Source organism: Bacillus sp. CCB-MMP212 (assembly GCF_022748145.1).
Classification (GTDB): Bacteria; Bacillota; Bacilli; order Bacillales; family Bacillaceae_G; genus Bacillus_A; species Bacillus_A cereus.
In genome coordinates, this window is the sequence record NZ_JALDQE010000001.1 from 909309 (window position 1) to 933547 (window position 24239).

A 24239-nucleotide genomic window follows, 5' to 3' on the forward strand; every position below is an offset into this window, starting at 1 on the left:
ACTTCTAGGAGAAGCGCCCATATAATTTCATTTACATTGAACCTTATTTAAGAATATTCAAAGTTTAATTTTTGAGGCGTTGCCTTTACTTAACATATAATTGTTGATTAGGATAAATTAGCTCTTGCTGCAATCCATTTTTTTCTTTAATTTCCTTAAGTGTCATACTAAATTTCCGTGCAATACTAACTAAAGTATCCCCTTTTTGTACGACATATAATGATGAAGAAACAACTTCATTTCTTTGTTCACTTAAAACAAGCAATGGGTTCATCGCATTCTTTTTCGCCATCGTCCATCTTCCTTGATGAAGTTCTAGATGTAAGTGTGCACCTCGCGATTCTCCCGTGTTCCCTACTTCTCCAATTTTTTCTCCTTTTGAAATATAATCCCCTTGAACTACATATCTCTTATTTAAATGTGCATACACAGCCTCATATTCTCCATGTTTAATAAATATAACGTTTCCATAACTACTTGAATAATAAGACTTTGTTACCTTCCCTTCTTGAATAGCTGACACAGGCGTGCCGATCGGTGCCGCTATATCTATACCGTAGTGTTTTCCGTGTCTTGTCCCAAAATAATCACTTATCTGTCCTTCAACAGGCCATGCCCATTGATTTCCCTCTGCGTACACATGTAATTGAGATAAAAACAGTACTGTCAATAACATAACGCCGTATTTTAAAACTTTCATATACATCCTCCGTTTTCTAATTACCACCATACCTTCTCTATTTTGGTATATTACAGAAAAAAGTATACAAAAAAGAAAGTGAATCACTCCACTTCCTTCTCTTTCTTATCACGAAAAACGATTGCACTGCGATTATACTCTACATCTTTTACTTGTAATCGAGCATTTATTACTCTAGCTACTGCAAATAAATAGTCAGATAATCTATTTACATACTTTAGAACAACTTCATTTATTTTTCCTTCTTTTTGTAAGGACACGATACATCGTTCTGCTCGCCTTACAACTGTACGTGCAATATGAATAGCAGCTGCCGACTCGCTTCCACCTGGTAAAATAAAGCGCTCTAGCGGCGGTGCTTCTTCTATATACGAATCAATCCTACTTTCTAAGTTTTCGACCATTTCAATTTTTACTTTATAAGGTATCTTCTCACCTACTATCGCCAAGTCTCCCCCGCAATCAAATAGTTCATGTTGAATCGTTTCAAGTTCATTGTAAATATCTCCGAAAGGCCCGCCTTGTAGTTTAGTCATTGCATATCCGATATGAGAATTCGCCTCGTCTATTGTTCCATACGCTTCCACACGGATATCATCTTTATCAACCCTACCACCTATTACACTTGTCGTTCCTTTATCTCCTGTTTTTGTATATAATTTCATTTCTTCACAGCACCTCTCTTGTTATTCTTTATTCGAGCAACATAGAAAAAAGTTCTACCATTCTTTATTTAATTGAGTTTACAAAAAAATAAAAAACAGCAGAACTTTATTCATTATCAACTTTAAAAACGTATATCTAAATTATACGATTCGGTAAATAGACAGAGAATGTAGTTCCTTCTCCAACAACACTTGACACAGAAATTTTACCATCATGGCCTTGAACAATATTTTTCGCAATCGCAAGCCCGAGTCCTGTTCCACCTTTTTTCCCACGTGTTCTTGCTTTATCAGCTTTATAGAAACGATCAAATAAAAATGGAATATCTTCTTCTGGAATACCAACGCCCGAATCTTGTACTTCAAAAATGAGACCATTATTTTTCGTATCAATTACAAGTGTTACATGTCCGCCTGCGTTCGTATGACGTATTGCGTTATCAATTAAATTCGTCAATACTTGTTCCATACGATCTGCATCAAACGGGTATTGTTCAATTGGATTTTTGAAATCAACTGTTAGTTCAACTTCTTTATCCTTTGCAATCCCTTGGAATTTACGACCAATTTTTTCAACAAACGGATGTATGTCCACTTCACCTATATGTAACTCTACATTACCACTTTCCATGCGTGCTAAATCTAATAATTCATTTACAAGTTTACCTAAACGAACGGATTCATCATAAATGATTTGAACAAACTCATTAATTTCTTCTTTCGTTTGCACAATATCATCTAAAATTGCTTCACTATACCCTTGCAGCATGACCATCGGTGTACGAAGTTCATGCGATACATTCGCAATAAAGTCTTGACGCATCTTTTCAAGACGACGTTCTTCCGTCATATCTCGCAGTACTGCTACAGCCCCGCGAATTTTCGTTTGATTGTAGAGCGGCGTCATAAGAACTACATAGTTCCCTTTTTGTAAATTAATTTCAACAACTTGTTGTTGTTCGCTTTCTACAACGAGATGGAATAGTTCAACAAGTTCAGAAGGCAGTTTTTTACTGAGCTCTATCTCTTTTTCTTCTTGCCAAACTTGTAAGAAATGTTCAGCCGGTGGATTGATTACTACAACTTCACCTTCTTGATTTAATGTAATAACCCCATCTGCCATACTACTCAAAATACTTGCTAACTGTTCTTTCTCTTGCTGCAGGGCATTCATATTAAACTTCAACTGTTTCCCCATTTGATTTAAGGCCGTTGCAAGCTCACCAATCTCGTCCTGAGATACCATAGGGGCTTTCGCATCAAACTTCCCACGCGACACTTCAAAAGCAACCTCACGCATTTTACGAAGTGGTGCTGTAATTCGAGTAGATAAGAAGAATGCAAAGAAAGTTGTTAATATAATCGCAATCCCTGCTGATAAGAATATAAAATCAGTCGTTCTTTCCATACCTTGTATCGGCACTTGTAAAGATTCGTACACAAACACTGCACTTTGATTTTTTGATTGCACTGGTTTTCCGACAATCATAATATCATTTTCAGTATTTTTATTCTTTCTACTATTAGAGGCTTTTCTAATGTTATTCTTAATTTCTTTTTTGTCTGTAAACACAGCCGCTAATTCTTTATCTTCTTTTAAGTCATCCATTGTAAGAGTGACTAAGCCTTCTTGTTTCGGTGAAGAAGAGATTTCTTTACCATCTTCTACAATAATAATCCTTGAAAGTGGATCAGAGAATTTGTAAGCGATATTCTCAATCGTTTTTACATCGGCACCTTCTTCAATTAACTCTGAAACACTTGTTGCGACTTTTTGAAGCCTAGCTTCACTCATATCAACATAATACGTTCTAAAAAACTGTGAAAGTAAAATCGCAACAAATCCAAGAACAAACGAAACGAGAAGTAATATGGTCATCCATAACTTCCCTACTACACTTCTCCAAAGCATCAGTCGTTCACAACCTCAAATTTGTAACCTACACCCCAAACAGTAACAATCATTTTCGCTGCATCTGGTGATTTTTTGCTTAACTTCTCACGTAAACGCTTTACATGTGTATCAACTGTACGTAAATCTCCGAAGAATTCATATTGCCATACTTCTTTTAACAGTTGCTCACGATCGAATACTTTATCAGGAGCTTTCGCTAAAAATAATAGTAACTCATATTCTTTCGGCGTTAAGTTTACTTCATTACCATCTGCAGTAACACGGTGTGCATCGTTGTCAATTGTTAAGTGCGGGAATACAGTAACATCTTTTGTCGTTGTATCTTGTGTAAAGAATGTTGTTGGTACAGCACGACGTAATACCGCTTTCACACGTAGCACGACCTCACGTGGACTAAATGGCTTTACAATATAATCATCTGTTCCAACTTCAAATCCTTGTACTCTATTTACTTCTTCACCTTTTGCTGTCAGCATAATAATTGGTGTCGCTTTCTTCTCACGAACCCCTTTACATACTTCAATGCCATCTTTACCAGGCATCATAAGATCTAATAAGATTAAATCGTAATCATTTTGTAACGCCATTTCTAAAGCTGTATCACCATTATCTGCTTCTTCAATTGTGTATTGTTCTCTTTCTAAGTACATTTTCAATAAACGACGAATACGATCCTCATCATCTACAATTAAAATTCTTGATTCATTTTCCATCTCTACCCGCTGCGTACTCTCACTTCAGCGGTTCACACCTACCCTTCTTTACTATTATGTTGCGCTATTCTCGTTTATTTAAGCAATCTTCTAAATGTTTCACTTCCCATATTATGCTTCACAAGAATAATAAATTTTGTTCAATTTTTTTCCAAAACTATGTATTTTTTTTGAACAGTATATAATGTCCTCGACATCATTTTACAAAATCAACCGCTACTTTGTCATGTTTTTCTCAAAAAAGAAGAAAAGTTGACAAAAATAAAATAGGAAAGTGACATGCACTCTCCTATTTTATTTCTCTATGCATATGAATGTAAACCGGCAATAATTAAGTTTACTACAATAAAGTTAAACATAATAATTGCAAAACCAATTACTGCAAGCCAAGCTGATTTCTCTCCATGCCACCCTTTAGATAATCGTAAATGTAGTACTGCAGCATAAAAGAGCCACGTTATAAGTGCCCAAACCTCTTTCGGATCCCAGCCCCAAAAACGCGTCCACGCTATTTGAGCCCAAATCATTGCAAAAATTAACGCTCCTAATGTGAAAACTGGGAATCCAATTGCAATAGATCGATATCCGATTTCATCTAGTAAATCACTATTCGTATTCTTTACTAACGGCTGAAGTGCTGCCGATACTCGCTTCCGTAAAACAAGTCTTAATACAATATAAAGTAATGTTCCAACTAACACTGACCAAATAACAGTATTTAATTTCTTCGCATTTACAATCGCTGGAACTTCAACTGCCGGTTCTAATTTATTTTCTGTCAGTAACTTCCCTTCATGCGGTCCAACTAAAGCCGGAAGATTGTACTTCATTTCCAGTTGCTGTTCATTTTTATCAACCCATTGAAACTTCGCTTCATATTTCATACTAGAAAATACCGTTGTTACTCCAATAAATCCAACTGTACAAACAAGTGTAAATACTACCGTCTCTAGCCAAAATGTCCGTTTACTTCTCGTTGATTGATCTACATTTTTTAATAAATACATAACGCCCGTAATAAAACTAATCGCTAAAATTGCTTGTCCTGCTGCTGCAGTCGTCACGTGAATATGTAACCAATTACTTTTTAAAGATGGAATAAGCGGAGATATTTCCCTCGGAAACATACTTGCATAGGCAATTAATAAAAGCGCAACTGGTAATGCAAATAGTCCAATTATACTTACACGGTACATAAAATACATTACAATAAATGCTCCTACAAGCATCATGCCGAAAAATGTACCGAATTCAAAAAAGTTACTAACTGGTGCATGCCCTGATGCGATCCACCTTGTAACAAAATATACTGTTTGTGCTATAAACCCTAAAATTGTAATTGTTATTCCTACATTTGCCCATTTATGACCCTTTTCTTTAATGGCTCCACCAAAAAATAGAGTCGCAATTAAATATAAAATAAATGCGGTAAAGAGAAAGTTACTACTTATTTGCACCATATCGTTTCCCCACCTTAACTAATTTTTTTATCGATTACTTTATCATTTGGCTGTGGAATTGCTGTACCTTCTATCACTCTTTCAATATCTTTCTTTAAACCGAACCAATTTTTATTCGTATGCCCTGCAATCCACCATTCATCATTAACACGTTGTATCCAAATACGGCGATGATTCCAATACATACCTTGAATGACACCAACCATAAATATAAAACCTCCAATACCGAGAATCCAAAGCGTTAAATCTTTTCTTACAGTAAGTGCTGTTGCATTTTGCATTTCAACACCTGCAAACGACATTTTATATTTGTTGTTTCCATCAGGTTCTATATTTTGCTGAATACCAACAAAACTCACTTCACCATCTGGTGTTTCAGGTGTAAACATTTTAAATACAAATGCAGGATTGTTCGGTAATTTCGTTTTTGTATTTGGTTTTCCATTCTCATCAAAATAAAAATCAGGAAAATAGCTTAATAGTTCTAGAGAATAACCATTTCCTAAATCATATTTTTCCTTAGGATTCGTTAAATCTACTTTAATCGGTCCCCATTTTTGATTATTTTCTTTATTTTGCAAGTTGAAGGACATACTTTTAAATTCACTTTCTTTATAATCCACTTGATACACTGCAAATTGATCAAATTTCAGTGGTTCATTTACTCGAATTTCCGCTTCTTTTACTTTTTCCAACTTTGGTTTTTGCCCTGCTATATTTTCGCCCACAGCTTTATATAATACAGCATTCGTTTGGAAGTTTTTCGCAATCATTTTATCGCCTACACGATCAATCGCTTCCTCAAAAACTTCCTTGTCCTTACTTTTATCATAAACTTCTTTTATAAATTTCTCGTTTTTTAAGTAGTATTGTCCATCCGTCCCTGGTATTTCTTTCGTTTCACCATCACGTAACCAAAGTGCTTCGTCTACGTACATACTCGGTAAAAAACGAAGCATCGCACCGAATAAAAAGATAATAAGACCGATATGATTTACATATGGACCCCAACGCGAGAAGCGTCCCTTTTCTGCTAAAACGTTTCCGTCTTCCACTTTCACGTTATAGTTTCTTTTCTTTAAATTCTTTTGCACTCTTTCCAGGTCACCATCTTTCGGTGTACCAGTCCCATATAATCTCTGTCTCTTTAAAAAGCTAGGATGTCTTTTTACGCCTTGCTTTTTTAAAGCTTTATAAAGTGGAATAACGCGGTCTAAACTACATATCACAAGTGAAATACCGATAGAAGCAATCAAAATCATATACCACCATGAACCGTATAAATTATTAAATCCTAATTGATAGTATAATTGCCCTAAAAATCCGTATTCTTGTTTATAATATTCAGCTGGTGCAATCCCTGGAGTTATGTACATTTCTTGCGGAAAAATAGTTCCTATCGCTGATGCAGCTAAAGTTATTACGATTAGCCATACACCCACTTTTACAGAAGAGAAAAAGCTCCAAATTTTATCGACTATCGTTTTTGTTTGCGTGAGAGATCTCCGTGCACTCCCCTCATAACGCATATCCAATAGTTTTGCATTTTCATTGCTTTCAAATGGTTTCCCGCAAGCTTCACAAAAAACGGTTCCTATCGGATTAACATGTCCACATTCACATTTAATTTCTTTCAACACTCTCACCGCCCCTGTCTCTATATGTACTATTGTATATTCTAACCTCGAGTTACCGCAATACTCAGAATTTTTAAACCAGAGGCACTATAGACACGCACCTCTTATGTAAAGGCTTTCTTTATTACGGAGTAATTTTCTTTAAATACCCTTCTAACTGTTCTTTCGTTTGTTCACCTATAATTTGCTCCACTACTTTTCCATCTTTATCAATCAAAAAGCTTGTCGGTAATGGACCTACTCCATATGTTCCTATAATCTTTTGTCCTTTATCAATAGCAACTGGGAATTTCAAACCATATTGGTTCACAAAGTTCTTTACTGCAATATCCGTTTCATCTGCATCTAACGCTATGATTTCAACGCCTTTTTCTTTATACTTTGGATATAATTCATTCATATAAGGCATTTCTTTTTCACAAGGTTTACACCACGTACCCCAAAAGTTTAAAAATACACCTTTTCCCTTTAAATCTTTTAGTTCAATTTTCTTCCCTTCTAAATCCGTCACAACAAAGTTAGGTGCTTCTTTTCCGATTTGCATTTTCTCTTTATTAGCAAAGAATCCTTGATAAAGGGTAAATCCTACAGCACCACATAAAATGAGTAGAATAATAACGCGAAATAATAAGCGATTTTTCTTCATATTACCTCTCCTCTCCTCGGTAAATGTTATGTATTATCTTCTGTAAATGTTGTATTGAATAAATCACCAGCAGAGCACTCCACTGGTGAATTTTTAACTCTATAGCTTATCTTGGCTTTGTAGAAGCAAGCGCGCGTAATTGTTTCACCTCATGTGGTGTCAATTCTCTCGCATCACCAGGTCGCAGGCTTCCTACTTCTAAGAAAGCATAACGTTCACGTTTTAATTTCACTACTTTACAGTCTAACGCTTCAAACATACGACGTACTTGACGGTTACGTCCTTCATGAATTGTTAATTGTACAATAGCCATTTCTTTACGCTTGTCCCAAGAAATAATTTTCACATGTGCTGGTGCTGTTTTACCGTCTTCTAGTGCAACACCGCGTTCTAACATGCGAATTTTCTCACCTGTTAATGGGCCTTTTATTTTTGCAACATACGTTTTTTCAACTTTATATTTAGGATGCATTAATATATTTGCGAAGTCCCCGTCGTTTGTCATTAATAATACTCCTGACGTATCATAATCTAGACGTCCGATTGGGAATAAACGTTGTGTAATTTCAGGGAAAAAGTCTGTTACAACACTTCTACCTTTATCATCTGATACACTTGAAATTACACCAGTTGGTTTATATAGTAAAAAATAAACAGGTTCTTCTTTTTCAAGAGGGATGTTATTTACTTCTACTTTATCTTGAGGAGTTACTTTTGTTCCTAACTCTTTCACTATTTTTCCGTTAACTTTCACTTTTCCTTGCTGAATTAATTCCTCAGCCTTTCTTCTCGATGCAATACCTGCTTGCGCAATCACTTTTTGTAATCGTTCCATTTCTTTTTTTCACCTCGAATTTATCTTACCTTACATTAGAAAGACTTGGCAACCGCATACGCTTTACGGTTATTCGCTCCGTCTCACTTAAACAACATAGCGATGATATTAAACATATAAAGGTCAAATCATGTTTTTATCCTTTATTATTGTCCATATTTTTCATATTTCTCACAATAAAAGTTCATCATTTTGTCAAAAATACCACATAAAAAAACCACTATTAAGCTACACCTTAATAGTGGTCGTATACGTATTATACGCGAAATAGCATAAAAAATGAATAGCTTTACTGAAACAATAGGGAAACAAAGACAATCGAGCAAATAATTCCGATTAAATCTGCAAAAAGACCTACTTTTAATGCATCTCCCATTTTTCTAATACCAACAGCTCCGAAGTATACTGTTAAAATATAAAAAGTCGTATCTGTACTCCCTTGCATCGTAGAAGCTAATCTCCCAATGAATGAGTCTGGCCCATATGTGGCAATTAAATCAGTCGTAATACTTAGACCAGCAGAACCTGAAATAGGGCGTATTAGTGCTAATGGAACGATTTCTGCTGGAACATGAATTAAATCTAGCATTGGCTTCATTACTGATATCATTGCATCTAGCGCACCTGAAGATCGGAATATAGAAATAGAAACAAGCATTCCAACCATAAACGGTAAAATGGAAATTGCAATTTGAATCCCTTCTTTTCCTCCCTCAACGAACGATTCATACGTCGGCACTTTCTTTATCGTGCCATATAAAAGGATAAAACCAATTACACAAGGGATTACCCATAAGGAAATTGTATTTACAATACTCATTTTTTCCGCCCCTTTCTACTCCTTCTTCGGTAAAAATAGCGGTCAATCCAAATCGCTCCAATCATAGAAAGTACTTGTGCAATAAATGTTACCCCAACAATTTCAGTAGGATTGGCTGATTCATACGTCATTCGAATTGAAATGACTGTCGTAGGAATTAATGTAATAGCTGATGTATTTAATGCTAGAAACGTCACCATAGAACGGCTCGCCGAATCCTTTCCTCCATTTAACTCTTTTAGTTGTTCCATCGCTTTAATACCAAGAGGGGTTGCTGCATTACCTAGACCAAAAAAGTTTGCCATCATATTTGATAGAATAAATCCCATGGACGGATGATCCTTTGGTATTTCTGGAAACAACCTTTTTACTATCGGCATAAAAAGTGAAACTAATTTTTTTAACAATCCGGCTTCCTCTGCAATTTTCATTAAACCAAGCCAAAATACTAAAACACTAATAAGTCCTATACAAATCGTTACTGCATCTTTTGCTCCGTCAAATACAGCCTTATTCACTTCTTCCATCGTTCCATTTATCATGGCGTATACAATCCCAATGACAGCCATCGCTACCCATACGAGATTAACCATCGTTCCCAACACCTATCATGTAAGAAAAAATTTCTTTCACATTATTCCAGTAAAGTCCCGTTGTAGCTACTAACTTCCGTTTACTATAAAATAAATTCCGTTCTCCAACTTTCTCATTGCCAACATAAACGTCTGTCTTTCCAACCTTTACTCCATCCTCAAGCGTTATACTTTTATCCAGTTCAACTTTTAATAACACGTTCTTTCTTTCCTCTTCAGTTAACGGCACGGAAAAACTATTTTTTGTATAAACATGGTTGGCATACTTCTTTTCATTTATTTCAGCAATTGCTCCTTGTCCTAAAACTTTCGTTTGTTTGAAACGTTCAAAACCTTTATCAAACAAATTCATATGATCATCCCAATCACTAGAAGCACTCAAAGTTACGACAATTAAATCTAGTCCATCTTTTGATGCCGTTGTAACAAGCGTTCTTCCTGCTTTCTTCGTAAAGCCAGTTTTTCCTCCTGTTGCAAATTCATAATAAGACGTTACCAACTTATGTTTATTTTTCCACGGGTAATCCCAAGAATCGGATTTATACGTTTTTGTTCCAAAGATTTTTTTAAATGACTCGTTTCCCATTGCATACTTTGTTAATAACGCCATATCGTAAGCCGACGAATAATGTGATCCATCTCCATCTAAACCATGAGGGTTTGAGAAGTGAGTATCTTTCATTCCAATTTCTTTCGCCTTTTCATTCATTAAATATACGAATCCATCTATACTCCCACCCACACTTTCAGCAATTACTTGCGCTGCGTCATTACCAGATCTAAGCATGAGTCCGTATACTAAATCTTCTAACTTCACTTTTTGTCCAGGCTTTAAATAGATTGCTGATCCTTCCACCCTCACCGCTTCATTGCTAACTGACACCATTTCTTTCATCTTCCCTGATTCAGCAGCTAACAAGGCAGTCATAATTTTTGTTATACTAGCAATTTTTTGAGGTTCATGTTCTGCTTTTCCGTATAATACACGACCAGACTGTTGCTCCATTAATACAGCATTTCGAGCACTGACATTGCTGTTCATCTTTGCATATGTAGGAATTGGCATAACGCTTGCGTACATAATAAGAAGCGTAATGATTACACAAATTCGTCTCATATTTCCCCCCACGTCCTTTTGGCACTTTTTGTACAAGTGTATGCTTGGCCTTTTAAAATATGAACGAAATCTTCCTTCTGCTTCCATTAAAAAAGACGCAGAGAATTTGCGTCTAATATGGTGTCCATTCAATTTGTTTCGCAGTTTCAAACCTTTTTTCTACATCAGGCCAATTTACAACATTCCACCAGTTTTTAATATATTCATCTTTTCGATTTTGGTATTGTAAATAATACGCATGTTCCCAGACATCTAGTACAAGGAGTGGTATCGTATCCCATTGTGTAAATAATTGATGAAGTGTACTTTGCAAAATTTCTAACCTTCCAGACCGGGGCACCCAAACGAGAATTGCCCAGCCTGAACCTTCTACTTTAGAGGCCGCTTCTGTAAAATGTTTTTGGAAACGTAAAAAGCTCCCAAAATCTTGTTCGATTTGTTGTGAAAAAGCACCTCTTGGACTTCCACCACCGTCTTTTTTCATGTTATTCCAAAATATCGTGTGTAAGTAATGACCTGACCCATGAAAAGCCGCTTCTCTTTCCCAATGCTTAATTAAATCAAATTGATTTGTTTTTCTCGCTTCTTCCATCATCTTCTCTGCTTTATTTAACCCTTCCACGTAACTCCGATGATGTTTATCATGGTGTAACATCATAATTTCTTTAGAAATATACGGTTCTAACGCATTATACGGATAAGGTAATGGCGGTAGTGTATGTCCTCCAATTGGAACAGCTCGTTCGCTATCCCCTCTTTCATATAATTCATATTCCTCTTCTTCTTGCATAAATACTTCCTGCAAGTGATGCTGAATATGTTCTACATCATCACTTATTTCATACATAAACTCTGCATCTGTTTCATACTCATGCTCTTTCATACGCTCTAACAACGTCTGAATTTTATAAGCAAGCATATGGACATCATACACTTCCATTGCGCGGCTATCTAATACGTGAAGAACACTTTCACACCAATTTTCTACTTCATGAAAGTAATCTGTAAATACACCTTGCTGATTCATGTTGCACCTCCCTAATGCTATCCACTTAACTATATTCAATGAAAATCCCTTATATAACTGTACAAAAGGAAAAGAAGCTAAGTCACCTTAGCTTCTTTTCCGCAATCAATATTTGTGTAACATCTTTGTCTGATAATCCGTCTCATAATATTCTAGTTCTTCACGCATCAATTGAAATTTACCTTCTAAACTCTTCATCACTTGCCCCAAAGATGCAGGTGGTGTTTGTTGAAAAACGATAGAATTTTTTCCTGTATATGCAGACCGACTATTTTCATACCAATAATCACTCTTCGGTGAAAAAAACTCTGCAATTACTTGATGGTAAATCTTATATAAAATTTTTTCAGCTGCTGTTTTTCGAAATGGCTGACTATTCAACAAAACAAAACATGCATCATGTCCTTCTTCGCAAAAAACGAGAAGTCGTCTCATTGATGCTAATAACCCTTTATAATATTGCTCGTTCCCTGCCGGTGTCTCCTCTAATAAAGAAGGCAACGTATGATAATTTACATAATTGGTTATTAAATGAATAGCATCTTCTAAAAATATAGAAACTTGTTCTGTTTGATTTTCAACCATCAAATTAGACATTTTTTCTCTCTCCTTTGCCATTTCACGCTATTTCTACTCTTTTATTTTTATGTAATTCAGCCAATATTTCTTGTACTTTCAACACCGTTCCCTCATCAAAATATTGTTGAAATTCTTCCATATTATTTAAATACAAACGTTTTTGCGCACGAAGCTCCCTATCTTTCACTAAACAACATATCGCTACAATATCGCGCAAATATATGTTTTGTTCTTCTACTTTATACACTGGATTTCCTTCAAAAGGAGTAATTTCTTGTAAAACTTCTTCAAAATATCGAACGTATAAAACCGAAAAAGTTTTCTCTTTATCATTTAATATATATGTCACTTCAGATCTGTTAAAAAAATCCTCTGATGTATTAGGTTTCGCTTTTTCTAACTCATATCCTACATAACCTTTTATAATCATATACTCCCCCCTCCTCCTTCTTTTATCTTATTCTAACTTAATTTTCTGATAAACAAAATATTCTTTTAAATATACCTATATAAAAAATAGCTCCCCTATACAGGAATTTACCTTTTTATTTTTCTTGAAGTTTGTCATAATAATATTATTGTCTCAGTTTTCTTACACAAGGAGAGTTGTATTTATGTCGTTTTCATGGAAACGTTTCTTACAAATCGGGAAAATTATCTTCCCATTTGTTGTATTAACAATTGTATTCTTTCAAGCAAAAAAAGAATTAGCGGGCATTTCTTTTTTAGAAGCGATTGATACAATTAAAAACATTCCAACTGGAGGAGTCTTTTTAGCAATTACACTTGGTGCATTCGCTGTATCAACAATGTTCTTTTATGACTATGTTATGCTTCGTTACTTAAAAGCTGATATTCCTGTCCAAAAGATTTTCCGTATCTCGTGGATTGCTAATACTTTAAATGGATTTATCGGGTTTGGTGGTCTCGTTGGAGCCGGCGTACGCACAATGCTTTATCGTCCATACATAAAAGAAAATGGAAAACTTATTAAAAGTATCGCTTGGATGACAACTGCCTTTATTAATGGATTAGCCATTCTTTCATTTCTTGGTCTTATCGGAATATTAGACACGAGATTTATTTTGCATGAAAAACCATGGCTATGGCCTGTTCTTATCTTCTTTGCTCTTTTCGTTCCTATATATATCGGGTTTTCTAAATTAAAAAATAGAAAAGCGACGCAAACAGAGGGACAAGAAGAAGAGGAGAAAAACCCAACCGTTTTATACTCATTAGTTTCATTAGTCGAATGGGTATCTGCTGGTATTGTTATGTACGTCATATTATTATTATTTGGCATTGAAATCGAATTCCAAAAGTTTTTAGGCGTATATGTCATTGCTGCTTTAGCTGGTGTCGTTAGTCTTGTTCCTGGTGGCCTTGGATCATTTGATCTTGTCTTCTTAACTGGGCTTGGGCAATACGGCATCGATACAGGTGTTTTACTCCCTGCTATGTTATTATATCGTCTCGTCTATTACATCTTACCATTCTGCCTTGGTCTCATTTTTGCAGCTTTTGAAATGACAGGAGTAGCCATTAAAAAGTTTGAAGATAAACCTTTTATTGCGCCTGCATTAGAGACAACTGGTGTTATATGGACTTTGCAGCGTGACTTTCTAGGAAAGTTAGGTTCTTGGGCATCTGCTGCTTTAACAGTATTTGCTGGCTTAATGGTTATTTTATCAACCATTCTACCGACAAGTATAAATCGGGCACACGCCTTACATATTCTAGCTCCAAAACACCTTATTCAATTTTCTTTTAGCTTATCGCTAACATTCGGTATTCTCCTACTCATTCTTTCACGGGGGATATATTACGGAACAAAACGTTCTTATTATATGACGATTGTTTCTTTAATTGGAGCGGCTATTTTTAATACACTAAAAGGAATTGATGTTGAAGAAACGTTTATTTTATTAATCGTACTCGCTGTATTGTATATGCTTCGTAAAAGGTTTGTACGTGAGAAAATGGAAGTCTCACTTTCCGATATCGTAAAAGTTTTTATATTCCTACTTGTAACGTTATATTTATATAAAAACTTAGGTATTTTATTTGCAGGTGCAAAGGAAGCTTTCAAACCTGATTTTGTCGTTCGTAATATTACACAAGTGAAACGAAGTGCATTAGCAGCTGCCTTTTTTGTTCCTACTTTTTTACTAATTGGTTCACTCATTGCAAATCGTTATCGAAATGAATTTCCCGGGCAACCAGCTAATGATAAAAGATTACAAAACTTCTTAGATGAACATGGTGGAAACGTACTTAGTCATTTAGGTTTTTTAGGAGATAAGCAGTTCTTTTTCAGTAGTGATGGAAAAGCACTCATTCTCTTCTCAATAACTGGAAAACGACTTATTGTACTAGGTGATCCAATTGGGGACCCTTCCTCCTATCGTACTGTACTGCAAGAGTTTTTATCTGAGGCTGATCGATTTGGATACATTTGTGTATTCTACCAAATTGAAAGTAAATGGATGAGTTTATATCACGATTTTGGTTATAACTTCTTTAAGCTCGGTGAAGAAGCTGTTGTTGATTTAAATACATTTACAATAACAGGAAAGAAACGCGCTGGCATGCGAGCTACTTTCAACCGTTTTGAAAGAGAAGGCTATACATTCTCTATTCACGAGCCACCTTTCTCAGACGAATTATATGAAGAGTTAAGAAAAGTTTCAGATGCATGGCTTGGTGGAAAAAAAGAGAAAGGTTTTTCACTCGGATACTTCGATCGTGAATATATTAGTCGTGCTCCTATTGCAACATTATCTGATGCAGATGGAAAAATTATTGCATTCACAACATTCATGCCCGTATATCAAAACGGATCATTATCTGTCGATTTAATGCGATATTATCCAGATGCGCCTAGCGGCATTATGGACGCAATTTTCATCCACTTATTCCAGTGGGCAAAAGAAAATGAATACCACTCCTTTAATATTGGTATGGCACCACTTTCAAATGTTGGTTTATCCACACAGTCTTTCTGGTCTGAACGAGTGGCTGCTGCAATCTTTAATAACGTTCGTTATACGTATAGTTTCAGCGGATTACGCCATTTTAAAGAAAAATATAAACCAGCATGGAGCGGTAAATATTTAGCATTTAGGAAGAATCATTCTTTACCAATTACAATGCTCTCTGTAACAAAATTAATAGGAAAAAGAAAAAACAGCTAAATTCTTAGCTGTTTTTTCTTTTTTGAACTTGTACAATAAATTCTTTTTCATACTTCTTACCATTTATATAGAAATTCCCCCACATTTTATACGTGCCCTCGGCAGGAAATGTAATCCGGTATTGTAATTGCTCATCCGTATCTACAGGCATAGCGTATAAAAAGTTCTCCTTCGTTTCATCCACGATATAGAGTGACTCTACTTCTCCTCTCTCTGAATGTAATTTCAATTTTTCACCCTTTTTCGCTTGAAACTGAAATGTTAACGTAACTGGTTCATTCGGATGTAATGCGCCAAATAAAAGAGAAACTTCATACTCTCCTATTTTTTTTGTAAGTACACTGTCGATTGGAAATTTCACTTTTTTCTTATTGTTCTCCTCTTTCGTTCTACCAAAATCTTTCCTAGCGAATGACTCTACGGACTTATTTTTATCTTCGTATAAAAATATTGTATATTCTTCGTCTTTCGCTATTTTGGAAGATAACTTATATGACCCGTTCCCTGCAAATGTAGGTTTAATTTGTTGTATGTGTTTTAACTGTCCATCTACAATCACTGCCCGAATTTGATCATTTACACCACGAATTTCATTATTCTTTTTGTTTAACAACTGAAATACAATATCTACTTTCTCATTTTCCTTTCCATTTGACACATCCCACTTTACTTCCTGAACATCTCCTACAGTCTCTTCGTTTTCTTGATATTTTTTTATGTAAAATCCTCCTGCCACAATAAGTACTAACGCAATAAGTCCAATGACAAGATTTTTCAAAACATCACCTACCATTTTTATTGTCTCTGTTCATACAAAACTTCTTAAGGTATATATTCTAGATTATGATTTATGAAATCCTCCTATTTTGCACATATTACAAATAATAAAAAGATTTTAATTGAAAGGATTCGTAGTGTATAATGCAAATGATATTGATTTCTATCAATACATTATAAGGAGGACTTTTCATGAGTGTACATATCGAAGCAAAACAAGGCGAAATCGCTGAATCTATTCTATTACCTGGTGATCCATTACGTGCAAAATATATCGCTGAAACATTTCTAGAGGATGTTACTTGCTATAATAACGTACGTGGTATATTAGGTTTCACTGGAACTTATAAAGGAAAACGTGTATCTGTTCAAGGTACAGGTATGGGTGTTCCTTCTATTTCTATTTATGTAAACGAATTAATCCAAAGCTACGGAGTTAAAAATTTAATTCGCGTTGGAACTTGCGGTGCAATTCAAAAAGATGTAAAAGTTCGTGATGTTATTATCGCAATGACGGCTTGTACTGATTCTAATATGAACCGTTTAACATTCCCAGGATTTGATTTTGCACCAGCTGCAAACTTTGATCTTTTAAAGAAAGCTTACGATGCTGGAACTGAAAAAGGATTACACGTTCGTGTCGGTAACGTTTTAACAGCAGATGTGTTTTATCGTGAAAGCATGGACATGGTTAAAAAACTTGGAGATTACGGTGTATTAGCAGTAGAAATGGAAACAACTGCTCTTTACACATTAGCAGCGAAATACGGTGTAAATGCATTATCTGTATTAACAGTTAGCGATCACATCTTCACTGGCGAAGAAACAACATCTGAAGAGCGTCAAACTACATTTAACGAAATGATTGAAATCGCTTTAGATGCAGCAATTCAACAATAATACACTAAAGAACTTGTCATACGTCTGGCGAGTTCTTTTTATGTGACTTTTTATAAATAACTATTTTATAAAGAGACAGATTTCTCCCCTCTACTTTCTTGTAACGTTTGTTATAATAAAGTGAAACTTTAATCAGTGGGGATTTTTCCCATTCTCCATTGATTATTAGTTGAACCAATCAGGATTTTACGGGCAGTTGATCTCCCGCCTAACTCCCTTGTATTTGCCGAATTTTGAAGTAGGAGTCTTATTACCTGTTAAGGCGGGATAAAGAAATCATTTACAGTATTTCTCATAAGAGGTGACGCAGTGAAAAACAGAAGTATCGTCTTTAAACTATTTTTATTAACATCAACTTTATTTACAATAATATTCCTACTTTTTTTCCTAGGACAATCTCTATTTTTAGAGAAATTTTATATTAATAAAAAAGTAAAAACAGTTCAAACTGCTTTTGAAAAATTCGTAGATAATTATGACAAAAGTGATAAAAGTTATGAGAAAGTTAGAAAACTAAAACAAGAATTTCATGATAAAACAAATGCCGATATGCAGTTTTTGGATTCTAACGGTATTATTAAAAGTGATAACAACTACTATATCGATGTATTTAATCCCAACAATAATAAACAGTATTCCATTCCACTCAATAATCTTTTAACACCAGAAGAATATAATAAATTCGAAAATTTAGGTTTAAAAAAAGATGTAATAATTAATGTTGATGGAGTCGTACAAGAGAATAATATAATCACACCACAAAAATTAGGAACGAATTATAATCAATGGCAAAACGAACATTTCTATTCGGATTTTCAGTCAATTAATGGTAACCCTTCCAAAAATAGACTTACAAGCCGATACAAATCTACAACTCGCATCGTCTTTACAGGTGTTATAACTAAGTTACAGCTCCCATCAAAAGCTGAGGTTCGTCTTGCAAATGATATTGAAACATTACAAGCCGTTCAATATTTTGCAGATATTATTAGAGATGGCACTTCTAACTCGAACCAATTAAACACGTTCATATTAGATGGTGGCGAAAATATAAAAAATAGTATCTTTGTAAAACCGATTATAGAAAACGGAAAGATTACAGAATATGCTTTTGCGATAGCATCTTTGCAGCCCGTTAATGAAGCGATGCTCGTTTTAAAAGACTATTATGTTTATGCCTTAATCATCGTGTTTCTCGTTATTATTTTGTTATCCTTCTACTACTCAAAAATCATTGTTAAGCCATTAATTAAAATAAATCGTGTTACAAAAAAAATGGCTAATTTTGATTTCAGCGAGAAATTACCTGTTACAGCTGACGATGAAATTGGCGGGCTTTCTGGCAGTATCAATACATTATCTGTAAATTTAAAAGATCGAATCGATCGATTAAATGTCGCTAATACAAAGTTACAACAAGATATTGAACGTGAACGTCAATTAGAAAAAACAAGAAAAGAATTCATTTCTGGCGTGTCACACGAATTAAAAACACCACTGAGTGTAATTAGAAGTTTTGCAGAAGGAATTAAAGATGGTGTTAGTAAGGATACTTCGTATTATACTGATGTTATTTTAGAAGAAACAGAAAATATGAACAGGCTGATTGTTGAAATGTTAGAATTAGCAAAGTTGGAATCTGGTACTTACAAACTAGATATGACGACGTTCTCAATCGGTGAATTAACGCAACAAGTCTACACAAAATTATTATTTAGCATGGAAGAAAAACATTTACAAGTGAATGTCGATGCAGACCCTTCTATACTTGTTAAAGCAAATCGTAGCCGTATTGAGCAAGTAGTTGTGAACTTACTAAGTAATGCAATCCGTTATACGCCAGATGGAGAAAAAATACAAGTCTCTATTATAGAAGCAGAAGATACCGTAAAAGTCGAAATCGAAAATACAGGAAACCCTATCCCTGAAGAAAGTCTTGAAAAAATTTGGGATCGCTTCTATCGTCTAGATGCATCACGTAGCCGTCACACTGGAGGTACCGGTCTCGGATTATCTATTGTTAAAAACATTTTAGACCTCCATCATGCCGAATACGGTGTGTATAATACGACTAACAGTGTTGTATTCTATTTCAATTTACAAAAAGTAAAAGAAGTCAAATAATTTGTCTTAATTTCACTAGGAGTTCACATGAAATTCACACTCTCCCTTTATAGTAAGAAACAAGTTAATCCTTTCCTTTACACATATAAAAGAGGAGAGTGCGTGAAATGAAACAAGCAGGACAACCTATTCAAAATGAAAAACAATTAGAAACTATCAAAAATATACTTTTACAATCTTCGAAACGTGATGGCTTATTATTCGTATTAGCTGTAAATTCTGGCTTAAAAGTAAGTGAAATCTTACAATTAAAAGTTAGTGATGTAATCGATGAAAATGAAAATGTTCGCCATTCCATTTTATTTTACAATGAAAAAGTGAAGAAACATAAATGGTTTGCTGTAAATGAAGACTTACAGCACGCAATCGAAGACTACATGAAAGAACGTAAAACTTGGAAACGTAATGAACCATTGCTAAAATCTCAAAAAGGAACAAAATCTATTACGAGACAACATGCATGGTACATTTTAAACAAAGCTGCAAAAGAAGTTGGATTAGAAGGGATTAGCTCACATACACTTCGAAAAACTTGGGGTTATTGTGCATACAAATCAGGTGTTGATATTGCATTTTTACAACACTTCTTTGATCACAGTACTCCATCAAAAACTTTAAAGTATATCGGTATTGCTTAATAACTCTTATACATAAAAAAGGTTACCATTTGAAAATTTGGTAACCTTTTTTATATTTCATATTCTCTTTTCTTGTCTCTCCTATACTGTAGTGGTACTCTAATACTAAGGGGGAGAAATTATGAACACACTTACAATTGAATTACCAAAAGAAACGGCTGAAAAACTTGATTTATTAAAACAAGCTTATGAAAAGAAAACAGGTGCTTCTATCTCTGAGAGCACTCTCGTTCAAACACTTATCTCAAAAGAATTTATCCAGGCGATAACTCCTTTTGATTTACAACAATTTGTCAACGGAAAAGAACAGCATTAATGCTGTTCTTTTTTTATCTCTATTTAAAATATACAAAGTTTTTTATATATTTTTAGAAAAACCATTGACAATGATAATGATAACCATTATCATTTATTATGAAGCCAACAATTGATGAATCAACCAAACGCTCAGTAACATTGTTACCCCTCTTTTTCATATAGAAAGGCACTGTACATTCCCCCTGTTTGTACAGTGCCTTTCTTGTTTATTATCATTCAAAAAAATTTAATTGCTCCGGCTTCGGCTCACCATATGTAATGTTCATCATTTTCATAAGCTGTTTCGCATTATCTGCTGCATCCCCACCTGAATTGTTGTTAAACAGTACGTATATATCCTTTGTTTTCTTTTTTAATTGCTCTAGTCGTTCAACCCATTCTTCCAGTTCTTTATTGTTGTAGCGATATAAACAGCGAACCGCTCTCCAATTTTCCCCTTTATCAAGCCAACCATGAACATTTCGACCGTGAAAACGTATTAATGCCATGTCTGAATTCGTAACCTCTAACACGAGTGGCACAGAACCTATCCCAGCCTGTGGTTCATCACAAATTGTATGAACCCATTTCTCCTGTTCTAGAAACTGTAACGTCTTATCTATCATTTCTGGATAAAACCATGTTTGATTTCGAAATTCTATTGCACATGGTAAACCTTCCATTTTTTCTTTCGTATATCGAAGAAAATCTACATTTTTCTTTTTGCAATCAAACCATGGTGGATATTGAAATAAAATTGTTTTTAATTTATCAGCTTCTAATAAAGGAAGAATAGACTGTTTATACACATCAAACATCTCATCGAACGTAGAAAAAGGAATTTCACCTTTCATATGTCCTGTCATTCCTTGATACGCTTTTACGACAAAAGAAAAATCTTTCGGCGTTTCCATTGCCCATTTTATATAATTTCGTGCAGGTTGCATCGCGTAAAATGAACTATCCACTTCCACAATAGGAAAATACTCGCTATATGTTCGTAATTTATTTCTATTTTCATAGGAATCTATGTATAAAGAATTATGATCTCCCCATCCTGTCACTCCAATGAACAGCACATATATCCCTCCCTTTTTAACTTCATCTTCTATTCACTTTCCAAACACTTTGCATCATGTAGCCTTTTCTTTAAGAGTATCCTTATAAAAATATGATATACTATATGGAAGAATTTTTAAAATGAGGGGTTATTTATTTATGCTTCCAAACGATGCTACTGTATCTCATGAAAAACGAATTGAAGAACTAGAAAATAAAGTACGTTTTTATGAAGAACTTGTGAATCAATTACCACATCATTTCACATACAAAAATCCACATATTGGTTTACGAATAAAGAAAACCAGAACAACTCATTCCATTCAAGAAATACCAAAAGAAAATAAAGAAGCTAATTTTCAACTTACTTGTGATTCATTATTTTTATTTGAACAACTTGAAAAACACTTTGTTCATATTTTTGATGCCTTTTCACATCATGTAACCTTTGTCGATAGTAAAGGGAATATTACTTTATGTAATCAAGTTGCCGCAGATGATTTCGGTGTAATACGTAATGATATTATTGGAAAACCAATTCAACAATTACTAAACTTGCCGGAAGAAAAAATTAAAGCAATTGAAACATTAAGAACGGGAACAGAAATATATAATGAAGAAGTTTTAGACAAAAATTACGGTATTATAAATAACCGAATTATTCGTGATTATAACGGTGAGATTTTTAGAGTTATTAGTGTCTTTCATTATTTAAATACAGAACGTGATGCAGAGAAGTTTTCGTTAGCAGGGCGAATCGCAGCTGGAATTGCACACGAAGTACGAAATCCTCTTACAACAGTACGAGGATACTTACAATTTTTACAAGAAAGTGTTTCTACATCAAATCAAGAGTTATTTAAAAACTTGCTTATCCCTGAATTAGATCGTGCAAATAATATTATTACAAAATTTTTAGCTGTTTCAAAAACACGGGAATTTACAAGAGAACCGTTTCCGATCAATACATTTTTACGTGACTATATTCAACAGTTACTAGCTAGTGAAGTCTCCTTGCATAACATTTCAATTGATTATAACTTCTCTAATGAATTAGATGATATTTTAGTCAATATTGATCGACATGAACTTGTTCAAGTGTTTTTAAATCTATTTCAAAATGCCGTCGATGCTCAAGGCGACAAACCTCTTTCTATTCAAATCACTAGTTATCGCCTTGATAACTTCGTTCGGATTACTTTCACAGATAATGGAATTGGTATTCCTCCAGCTATTCAAGAATATATCTTTGATCCATTCTTCTCAACGAAGGATTCGGGAACAGGACTAGGCTTGTCAGTAACAAAAAAAATCATCCAAAATCATAACGGTACGCTCAAAATGACTAGTGCTCCAGACGGTACAACCTTCACTATTTCTATTCCGATTTTACCTAAAGTAAATCGTGAAGCAATTAACTTATAAAATGATAATGCTGTTCTATGAACTCCCTTTAATTGTTAAGCAAACTCTAACAATTAAAGGGAGTTTTTTTATGCTAATTTATTCTCTTTAAAACATATAGATTTTTCTCTACTTTTTTATTATTCGTGTTAGGTAGGTAGGTAAACTTCTTATTTTTTGAGAAATAGTAGTTTGTCCATCACGAATTTAATTTGAATTTCATTTTAATATATAGTAACGACTATTTATTCTATGAAAGAAAGGAATGAAAAGATGAACAATAAAAATAAAGGAAAAGTATTTTATGGTAATGATTGTTGCGAAGTAAGAGCATGTAGCCATATTAACATCTCTAAGTCAGAACTTACAGAATTTGTTAGACTTCTTCAAGCTCTTGGTCAAGCTATTCAAGCTGTCTTCCAAAACCCTTCTCAAAATAATATTGATAATCTGATTAACGTCTTAAATAATCTCCAACGATTCCTCAATTGCTTAGATTTGTCTCCTGCACAAAAACAAATTGCAAATTCTATTATCGCTAATCTGTTAACTATTTTAAGAACAACACCTTTTTCATGTGGGGCATTATACGTTGAACTACAAAGCCTGCTTAATTATTTATTGTATATCGCTAAGTTATTCAAAATTGATTGCTGTGCTATCGATAATCTCGTTAAACTCATTTCAGAAATTCAAGCTATCTTAGTTCAATATGGATCTGGTTGCCTAGGTGGAGGAACTACTGGGGCTACGGGGGCTACTGGTGCTACTGGACCTCAAGGCGCTACTGGACCTCAAGGTCCGGCTGGCGCTCAAGGTCCTCAAGGTGCTCAGGGACCAGCAGGTGCTCAAGGTGCTACTGGACCTCAAGGTGCTCAAGGTATTCAAGGTCCGGCGGGTGCTCAAGGTGCTACTGGCGCTCAAGGTGCTACTGGCGCTCAAGGTCCAGCGGGCGCTCAAGGTGCTACTGGCGCTCAAGGTCCAGCGGGTGCTCAAGGTGCTACTGGCGCTCAAGGTCCAGCGGGCGCTCAAGGTGCTACTGGCGCTCAAGGTCCAGCGGGTGCTCAAGGTGCTACTGGCGCTCAAGGTCCAGCGGGCGCTCAAGGTGCTACTGGCGCTCAAGGTCCAGCGGGTGCTCA

Annotated in this window: 23 protein-coding genes; 7 read left to right on the forward strand and 16 right to left on the reverse strand. The window is 34.9% G+C overall.

All coding sequences use genetic code 11. The annotated features are described in order from the left end of the window. Nucleotides 1-85: 85 nt before the first annotated feature. From MRP26_RS04590 to MRP26_RS04655, 14 genes are all read right to left on the reverse strand, one after another. Nucleotides 86-700: a peptidoglycan DD-metalloendopeptidase family protein gene (locus tag MRP26_RS04590; protein ID WP_000866228.1), complete on the reverse strand. Its 615-nt coding sequence runs from the start codon at nt 698-700 to the stop codon at nt 86-88. 83 nt (nt 701-783) lie between these two features. Further along, nucleotides 784-1365 carry a cob(I)yrinic acid a,c-diamide adenosyltransferase gene (locus MRP26_RS04595; RefSeq protein ID WP_000781271.1) on the reverse strand — a complete coding sequence of 194 codons (582 nt, stop codon included), beginning with the start codon at nt 1363-1365 and terminating at the stop codon, nt 784-786. A 136-nt stretch (nt 1366-1501) separates the two neighbouring features. After that, complete coding sequence (resE, locus tag MRP26_RS04600) at nt 1502-3277, reverse strand: sensor histidine kinase ResE (RefSeq protein ID WP_000964683.1); 1776 nt, start codon at nt 3275-3277, stop codon at nt 1502-1504. Further along, nucleotides 3277-3993, reverse strand: coding sequence for a DNA-binding response regulator ResD (resD, locus tag MRP26_RS04605; protein WP_000426861.1), 717 nt, complete (start codon nt 3991-3993; stop codon nt 3277-3279). Before resD ends, resE begins: the two co-directional genes overlap by 1 nt. Nucleotides 3994-4295: 302 nt before the next feature. Beyond that, a complete protein-coding gene (resC, locus tag MRP26_RS04610) occupies nt 4296-5453 on the reverse strand; it encodes a cytochrome c biogenesis protein ResC (RefSeq protein ID WP_000250087.1) in 1158 nt (385 codons plus the stop codon). 14 nt (nt 5454-5467) lie between these two features. After that, nucleotides 5468-7093 (reverse strand): cytochrome c biogenesis protein ResB, encoded by a 1626-nt coding sequence (gene resB / locus MRP26_RS04615; protein WP_000910517.1) that lies wholly within the window; start codon nt 7091-7093, stop codon nt 5468-5470. 121 nt (nt 7094-7214) lie between these two features. Beyond that, the gene (gene resA, locus MRP26_RS04620; RefSeq protein WP_000742194.1) at nt 7215-7736 is read right to left on the reverse strand and encodes a thiol-disulfide oxidoreductase ResA; all 522 of its coding nucleotides are present in this window, start codon (nt 7734-7736) and stop codon (nt 7215-7217) included. A gap of 106 nt (nt 7737-7842) precedes the next feature. Beyond that, nucleotides 7843-8571, reverse strand: coding sequence for a 23S rRNA pseudouridine(2605) synthase RluB (gene rluB / locus MRP26_RS04625; RefSeq protein ID WP_000440553.1), 729 nt, complete (start codon nt 8569-8571; stop codon nt 7843-7845). 289 nt (nt 8572-8860) lie between these two features. Next, the gene (gene spmB, locus MRP26_RS04630; RefSeq protein WP_000029514.1) at nt 8861-9391 is read right to left on the reverse strand and encodes a spore maturation protein SpmB; all 531 of its coding nucleotides are present in this window, start codon (nt 9389-9391) and stop codon (nt 8861-8863) included. Further along, a complete protein-coding gene (spmA, locus tag MRP26_RS04635) occupies nt 9388-9984 on the reverse strand; it encodes a spore maturation protein SpmA (protein ID WP_000247810.1) in 597 nt (198 codons plus the stop codon). The genes spmB and spmA overlap by 4 nt, the downstream gene beginning before the upstream one ends. Then, nucleotides 9977-11101 (reverse strand): D-alanyl-D-alanine carboxypeptidase family protein, encoded by a 1125-nt coding sequence (locus MRP26_RS04640; protein ID WP_001252626.1) that lies wholly within the window; start codon nt 11099-11101, stop codon nt 9977-9979. The genes spmA and MRP26_RS04640 overlap by 8 nt, the downstream gene beginning before the upstream one ends. 112 nt (nt 11102-11213) lie before the next feature. Further along, nucleotides 11214-12128: a superoxide dismutase gene (locus MRP26_RS04645; RefSeq protein WP_001075742.1), complete on the reverse strand. Its 915-nt coding sequence runs from the start codon at nt 12126-12128 to the stop codon at nt 11214-11216. Nucleotides 12129-12233: 105 nt separating this feature from the next. Further along, nucleotides 12234-12725: a YpuI family protein gene (locus tag MRP26_RS04650; protein ID WP_000067551.1), complete on the reverse strand. Its 492-nt coding sequence runs from the start codon at nt 12723-12725 to the stop codon at nt 12234-12236. A 22-nt stretch (nt 12726-12747) separates the two neighbouring features. Continuing rightward, nucleotides 12748-13137 (reverse strand): hypothetical protein, encoded by a 390-nt coding sequence (locus tag MRP26_RS04655; protein WP_053564895.1) that lies wholly within the window; start codon nt 13135-13137, stop codon nt 12748-12750. A gap of 184 nt (nt 13138-13321) precedes the next feature. Between MRP26_RS04655 and mprF the strand changes: the two genes are divergently transcribed. Then, the gene (mprF, locus tag MRP26_RS04660; protein WP_197242180.1) at nt 13322-15901 is read left to right on the forward strand and encodes a bifunctional lysylphosphatidylglycerol flippase/synthetase MprF; all 2580 of its coding nucleotides are present in this window, start codon (nt 13322-13324) and stop codon (nt 15899-15901) included. A 4-nt stretch (nt 15902-15905) separates the two neighbouring features. Here mprF and MRP26_RS04665 read toward each other — a convergent pair whose 3' ends face one another. Next, the gene (locus tag MRP26_RS04665) at nt 15906-16694 is read right to left on the reverse strand and encodes a hypothetical protein (protein WP_069355309.1); all 789 of its coding nucleotides are present in this window, start codon (nt 16692-16694) and stop codon (nt 15906-15908) included. A 176-nt stretch (nt 16695-16870) separates the two neighbouring features. On the opposite strand from MRP26_RS04665, the gene deoD reads away from it, so the two are divergent. The 4 genes from deoD to MRP26_RS04685 all read left to right on the forward strand — a co-directional run bounded on the left by deoD (nt 16871) and on the right by MRP26_RS04685 (nt 20656). Beyond that, entirely contained in the window at nt 16871-17578 is a 708-nt protein-coding gene (gene deoD / locus MRP26_RS04670; protein ID WP_242806006.1) for a purine-nucleoside phosphorylase, read from the forward strand. 309 nt (nt 17579-17887) lie between these two features. Next, nucleotides 17888-19702 (forward strand): sensor histidine kinase, encoded by a 1815-nt coding sequence (locus tag MRP26_RS04675; protein ID WP_069355308.1) that lies wholly within the window; start codon nt 17888-17890, stop codon nt 19700-19702. A 107-nt stretch (nt 19703-19809) separates the two neighbouring features. Continuing rightward, a complete protein-coding gene (locus MRP26_RS04680) occupies nt 19810-20340 on the forward strand; it encodes a tyrosine-type recombinase/integrase (RefSeq protein ID WP_000806236.1) in 531 nt (176 codons plus the stop codon). A 121-nt stretch (nt 20341-20461) separates the two neighbouring features. Further along, complete coding sequence (locus MRP26_RS04685; RefSeq protein WP_001094860.1) at nt 20462-20656, forward strand: DUF3924 domain-containing protein; 195 nt, start codon at nt 20462-20464, stop codon at nt 20654-20656. A gap of 214 nt (nt 20657-20870) precedes the next feature. Here MRP26_RS04685 and MRP26_RS04690 read toward each other — a convergent pair whose 3' ends face one another. Continuing rightward, nucleotides 20871-21716 (reverse strand): DUF72 domain-containing protein, encoded by an 846-nt coding sequence (locus MRP26_RS04690; protein WP_053564898.1) that lies wholly within the window; start codon nt 21714-21716, stop codon nt 20871-20873. Between the two features lie 139 nt (nt 21717-21855). Here MRP26_RS04690 and MRP26_RS04695 point away from each other — a divergent pair, with 139 nt between their 5' ends. Both MRP26_RS04695 and MRP26_RS04700 read left to right on the forward strand, forming a co-directional pair. Continuing rightward, complete coding sequence (locus MRP26_RS04695) at nt 21856-23121, forward strand: ATP-binding protein (protein ID WP_053564899.1); 1266 nt, start codon at nt 21856-21858, stop codon at nt 23119-23121. A 252-nt stretch (nt 23122-23373) separates the two neighbouring features. Beyond that, nucleotides 23374-24239 (forward strand): collagen-like repeat preface domain-containing protein (locus tag MRP26_RS04700; RefSeq protein WP_242806008.1); only part of this gene is annotated, 866 nt, incomplete at its 3' end.

What these genes read in the sequence shown, in the direction of transcription:
- MRP26_RS04590 (WP_000866228.1), bottom strand. Translation starts at nt 700, where the DNA reads ATGAAAGTTTTAAAATACGGCGTTATGTTATTGACAGTACTGTTTTTA.
- MRP26_RS04595 (WP_000781271.1), bottom strand. Translation starts at nt 1,365, where the DNA reads ATGAAATTATATACAAAAACAGGAGATAAAGGAACGACAAGTGTAATA.
- resE (WP_000964683.1), bottom strand. Translation starts at nt 3,277, where the DNA reads ATGCTTTGGAGAAGTGTAGTAGGGAAGTTATGGATGACCATATTACTT.
- resD (WP_000426861.1), bottom strand. Translation starts at nt 3,993, where the DNA reads ATGGAAAATGAATCAAGAATTTTAATTGTAGATGATGAGGATCGTATT.
- resC (WP_000250087.1), bottom strand. Translation starts at nt 5,453, where the DNA reads ATGGTGCAAATAAGTAGTAACTTTCTCTTTACCGCATTTATTTTATAT.
- resA (WP_000742194.1), bottom strand. Translation starts at nt 7,736, where the DNA reads ATGAAGAAAAATCGCTTATTATTTCGCGTTATTATTCTACTCATTTTA.
- rluB (WP_000440553.1), bottom strand. Translation starts at nt 8,571, where the DNA reads ATGGAACGATTACAAAAAGTGATTGCGCAAGCAGGTATTGCATCGAGA.
- spmB (WP_000029514.1), bottom strand. Translation starts at nt 9,391, where the DNA reads ATGAGTATTGTAAATACAATTTCCTTATGGGTAATCCCTTGTGTAATT.
- spmA (WP_000247810.1), bottom strand. Translation starts at nt 9,984, where the DNA reads ATGGTTAATCTCGTATGGGTAGCGATGGCTGTCATTGGGATTGTATAC.
- MRP26_RS04640 (WP_001252626.1), bottom strand. Translation starts at nt 11,101, where the DNA reads ATGAGACGAATTTGTGTAATCATTACGCTTCTTATTATGTACGCAAGC.
- MRP26_RS04645 (WP_001075742.1), bottom strand. Translation starts at nt 12,128, where the DNA reads ATGAATCAGCAAGGTGTATTTACAGATTACTTTCATGAAGTAGAAAAT.
- MRP26_RS04650 (WP_000067551.1), bottom strand. Translation starts at nt 12,725, where the DNA reads ATGTCTAATTTGATGGTTGAAAATCAAACAGAACAAGTTTCTATATTT.
- MRP26_RS04655 (WP_053564895.1), bottom strand. Translation starts at nt 13,137, where the DNA reads ATGATTATAAAAGGTTATGTAGGATATGAGTTAGAAAAAGCGAAACCT.
- mprF (WP_197242180.1), top strand. Translation starts at nt 13,322, where the DNA reads ATGTCGTTTTCATGGAAACGTTTCTTACAAATCGGGAAAATTATCTTC.
- MRP26_RS04665 (WP_069355309.1), bottom strand. Translation starts at nt 16,694, where the DNA reads ATGGTAGGTGATGTTTTGAAAAATCTTGTCATTGGACTTATTGCGTTA.
- deoD (WP_242806006.1), top strand. Translation starts at nt 16,871, where the DNA reads ATGAGTGTACATATCGAAGCAAAACAAGGCGAAATCGCTGAATCTATT.
- MRP26_RS04680 (WP_000806236.1), top strand. Translation starts at nt 19,810, where the DNA reads ATGAAACAAGCAGGACAACCTATTCAAAATGAAAAACAATTAGAAACT.
- MRP26_RS04685 (WP_001094860.1), top strand. Translation starts at nt 20,462, where the DNA reads ATGAACACACTTACAATTGAATTACCAAAAGAAACGGCTGAAAAACTT.
- MRP26_RS04695 (WP_053564899.1), top strand. Translation starts at nt 21,856, where the DNA reads ATGCTTCCAAACGATGCTACTGTATCTCATGAAAAACGAATTGAAGAA.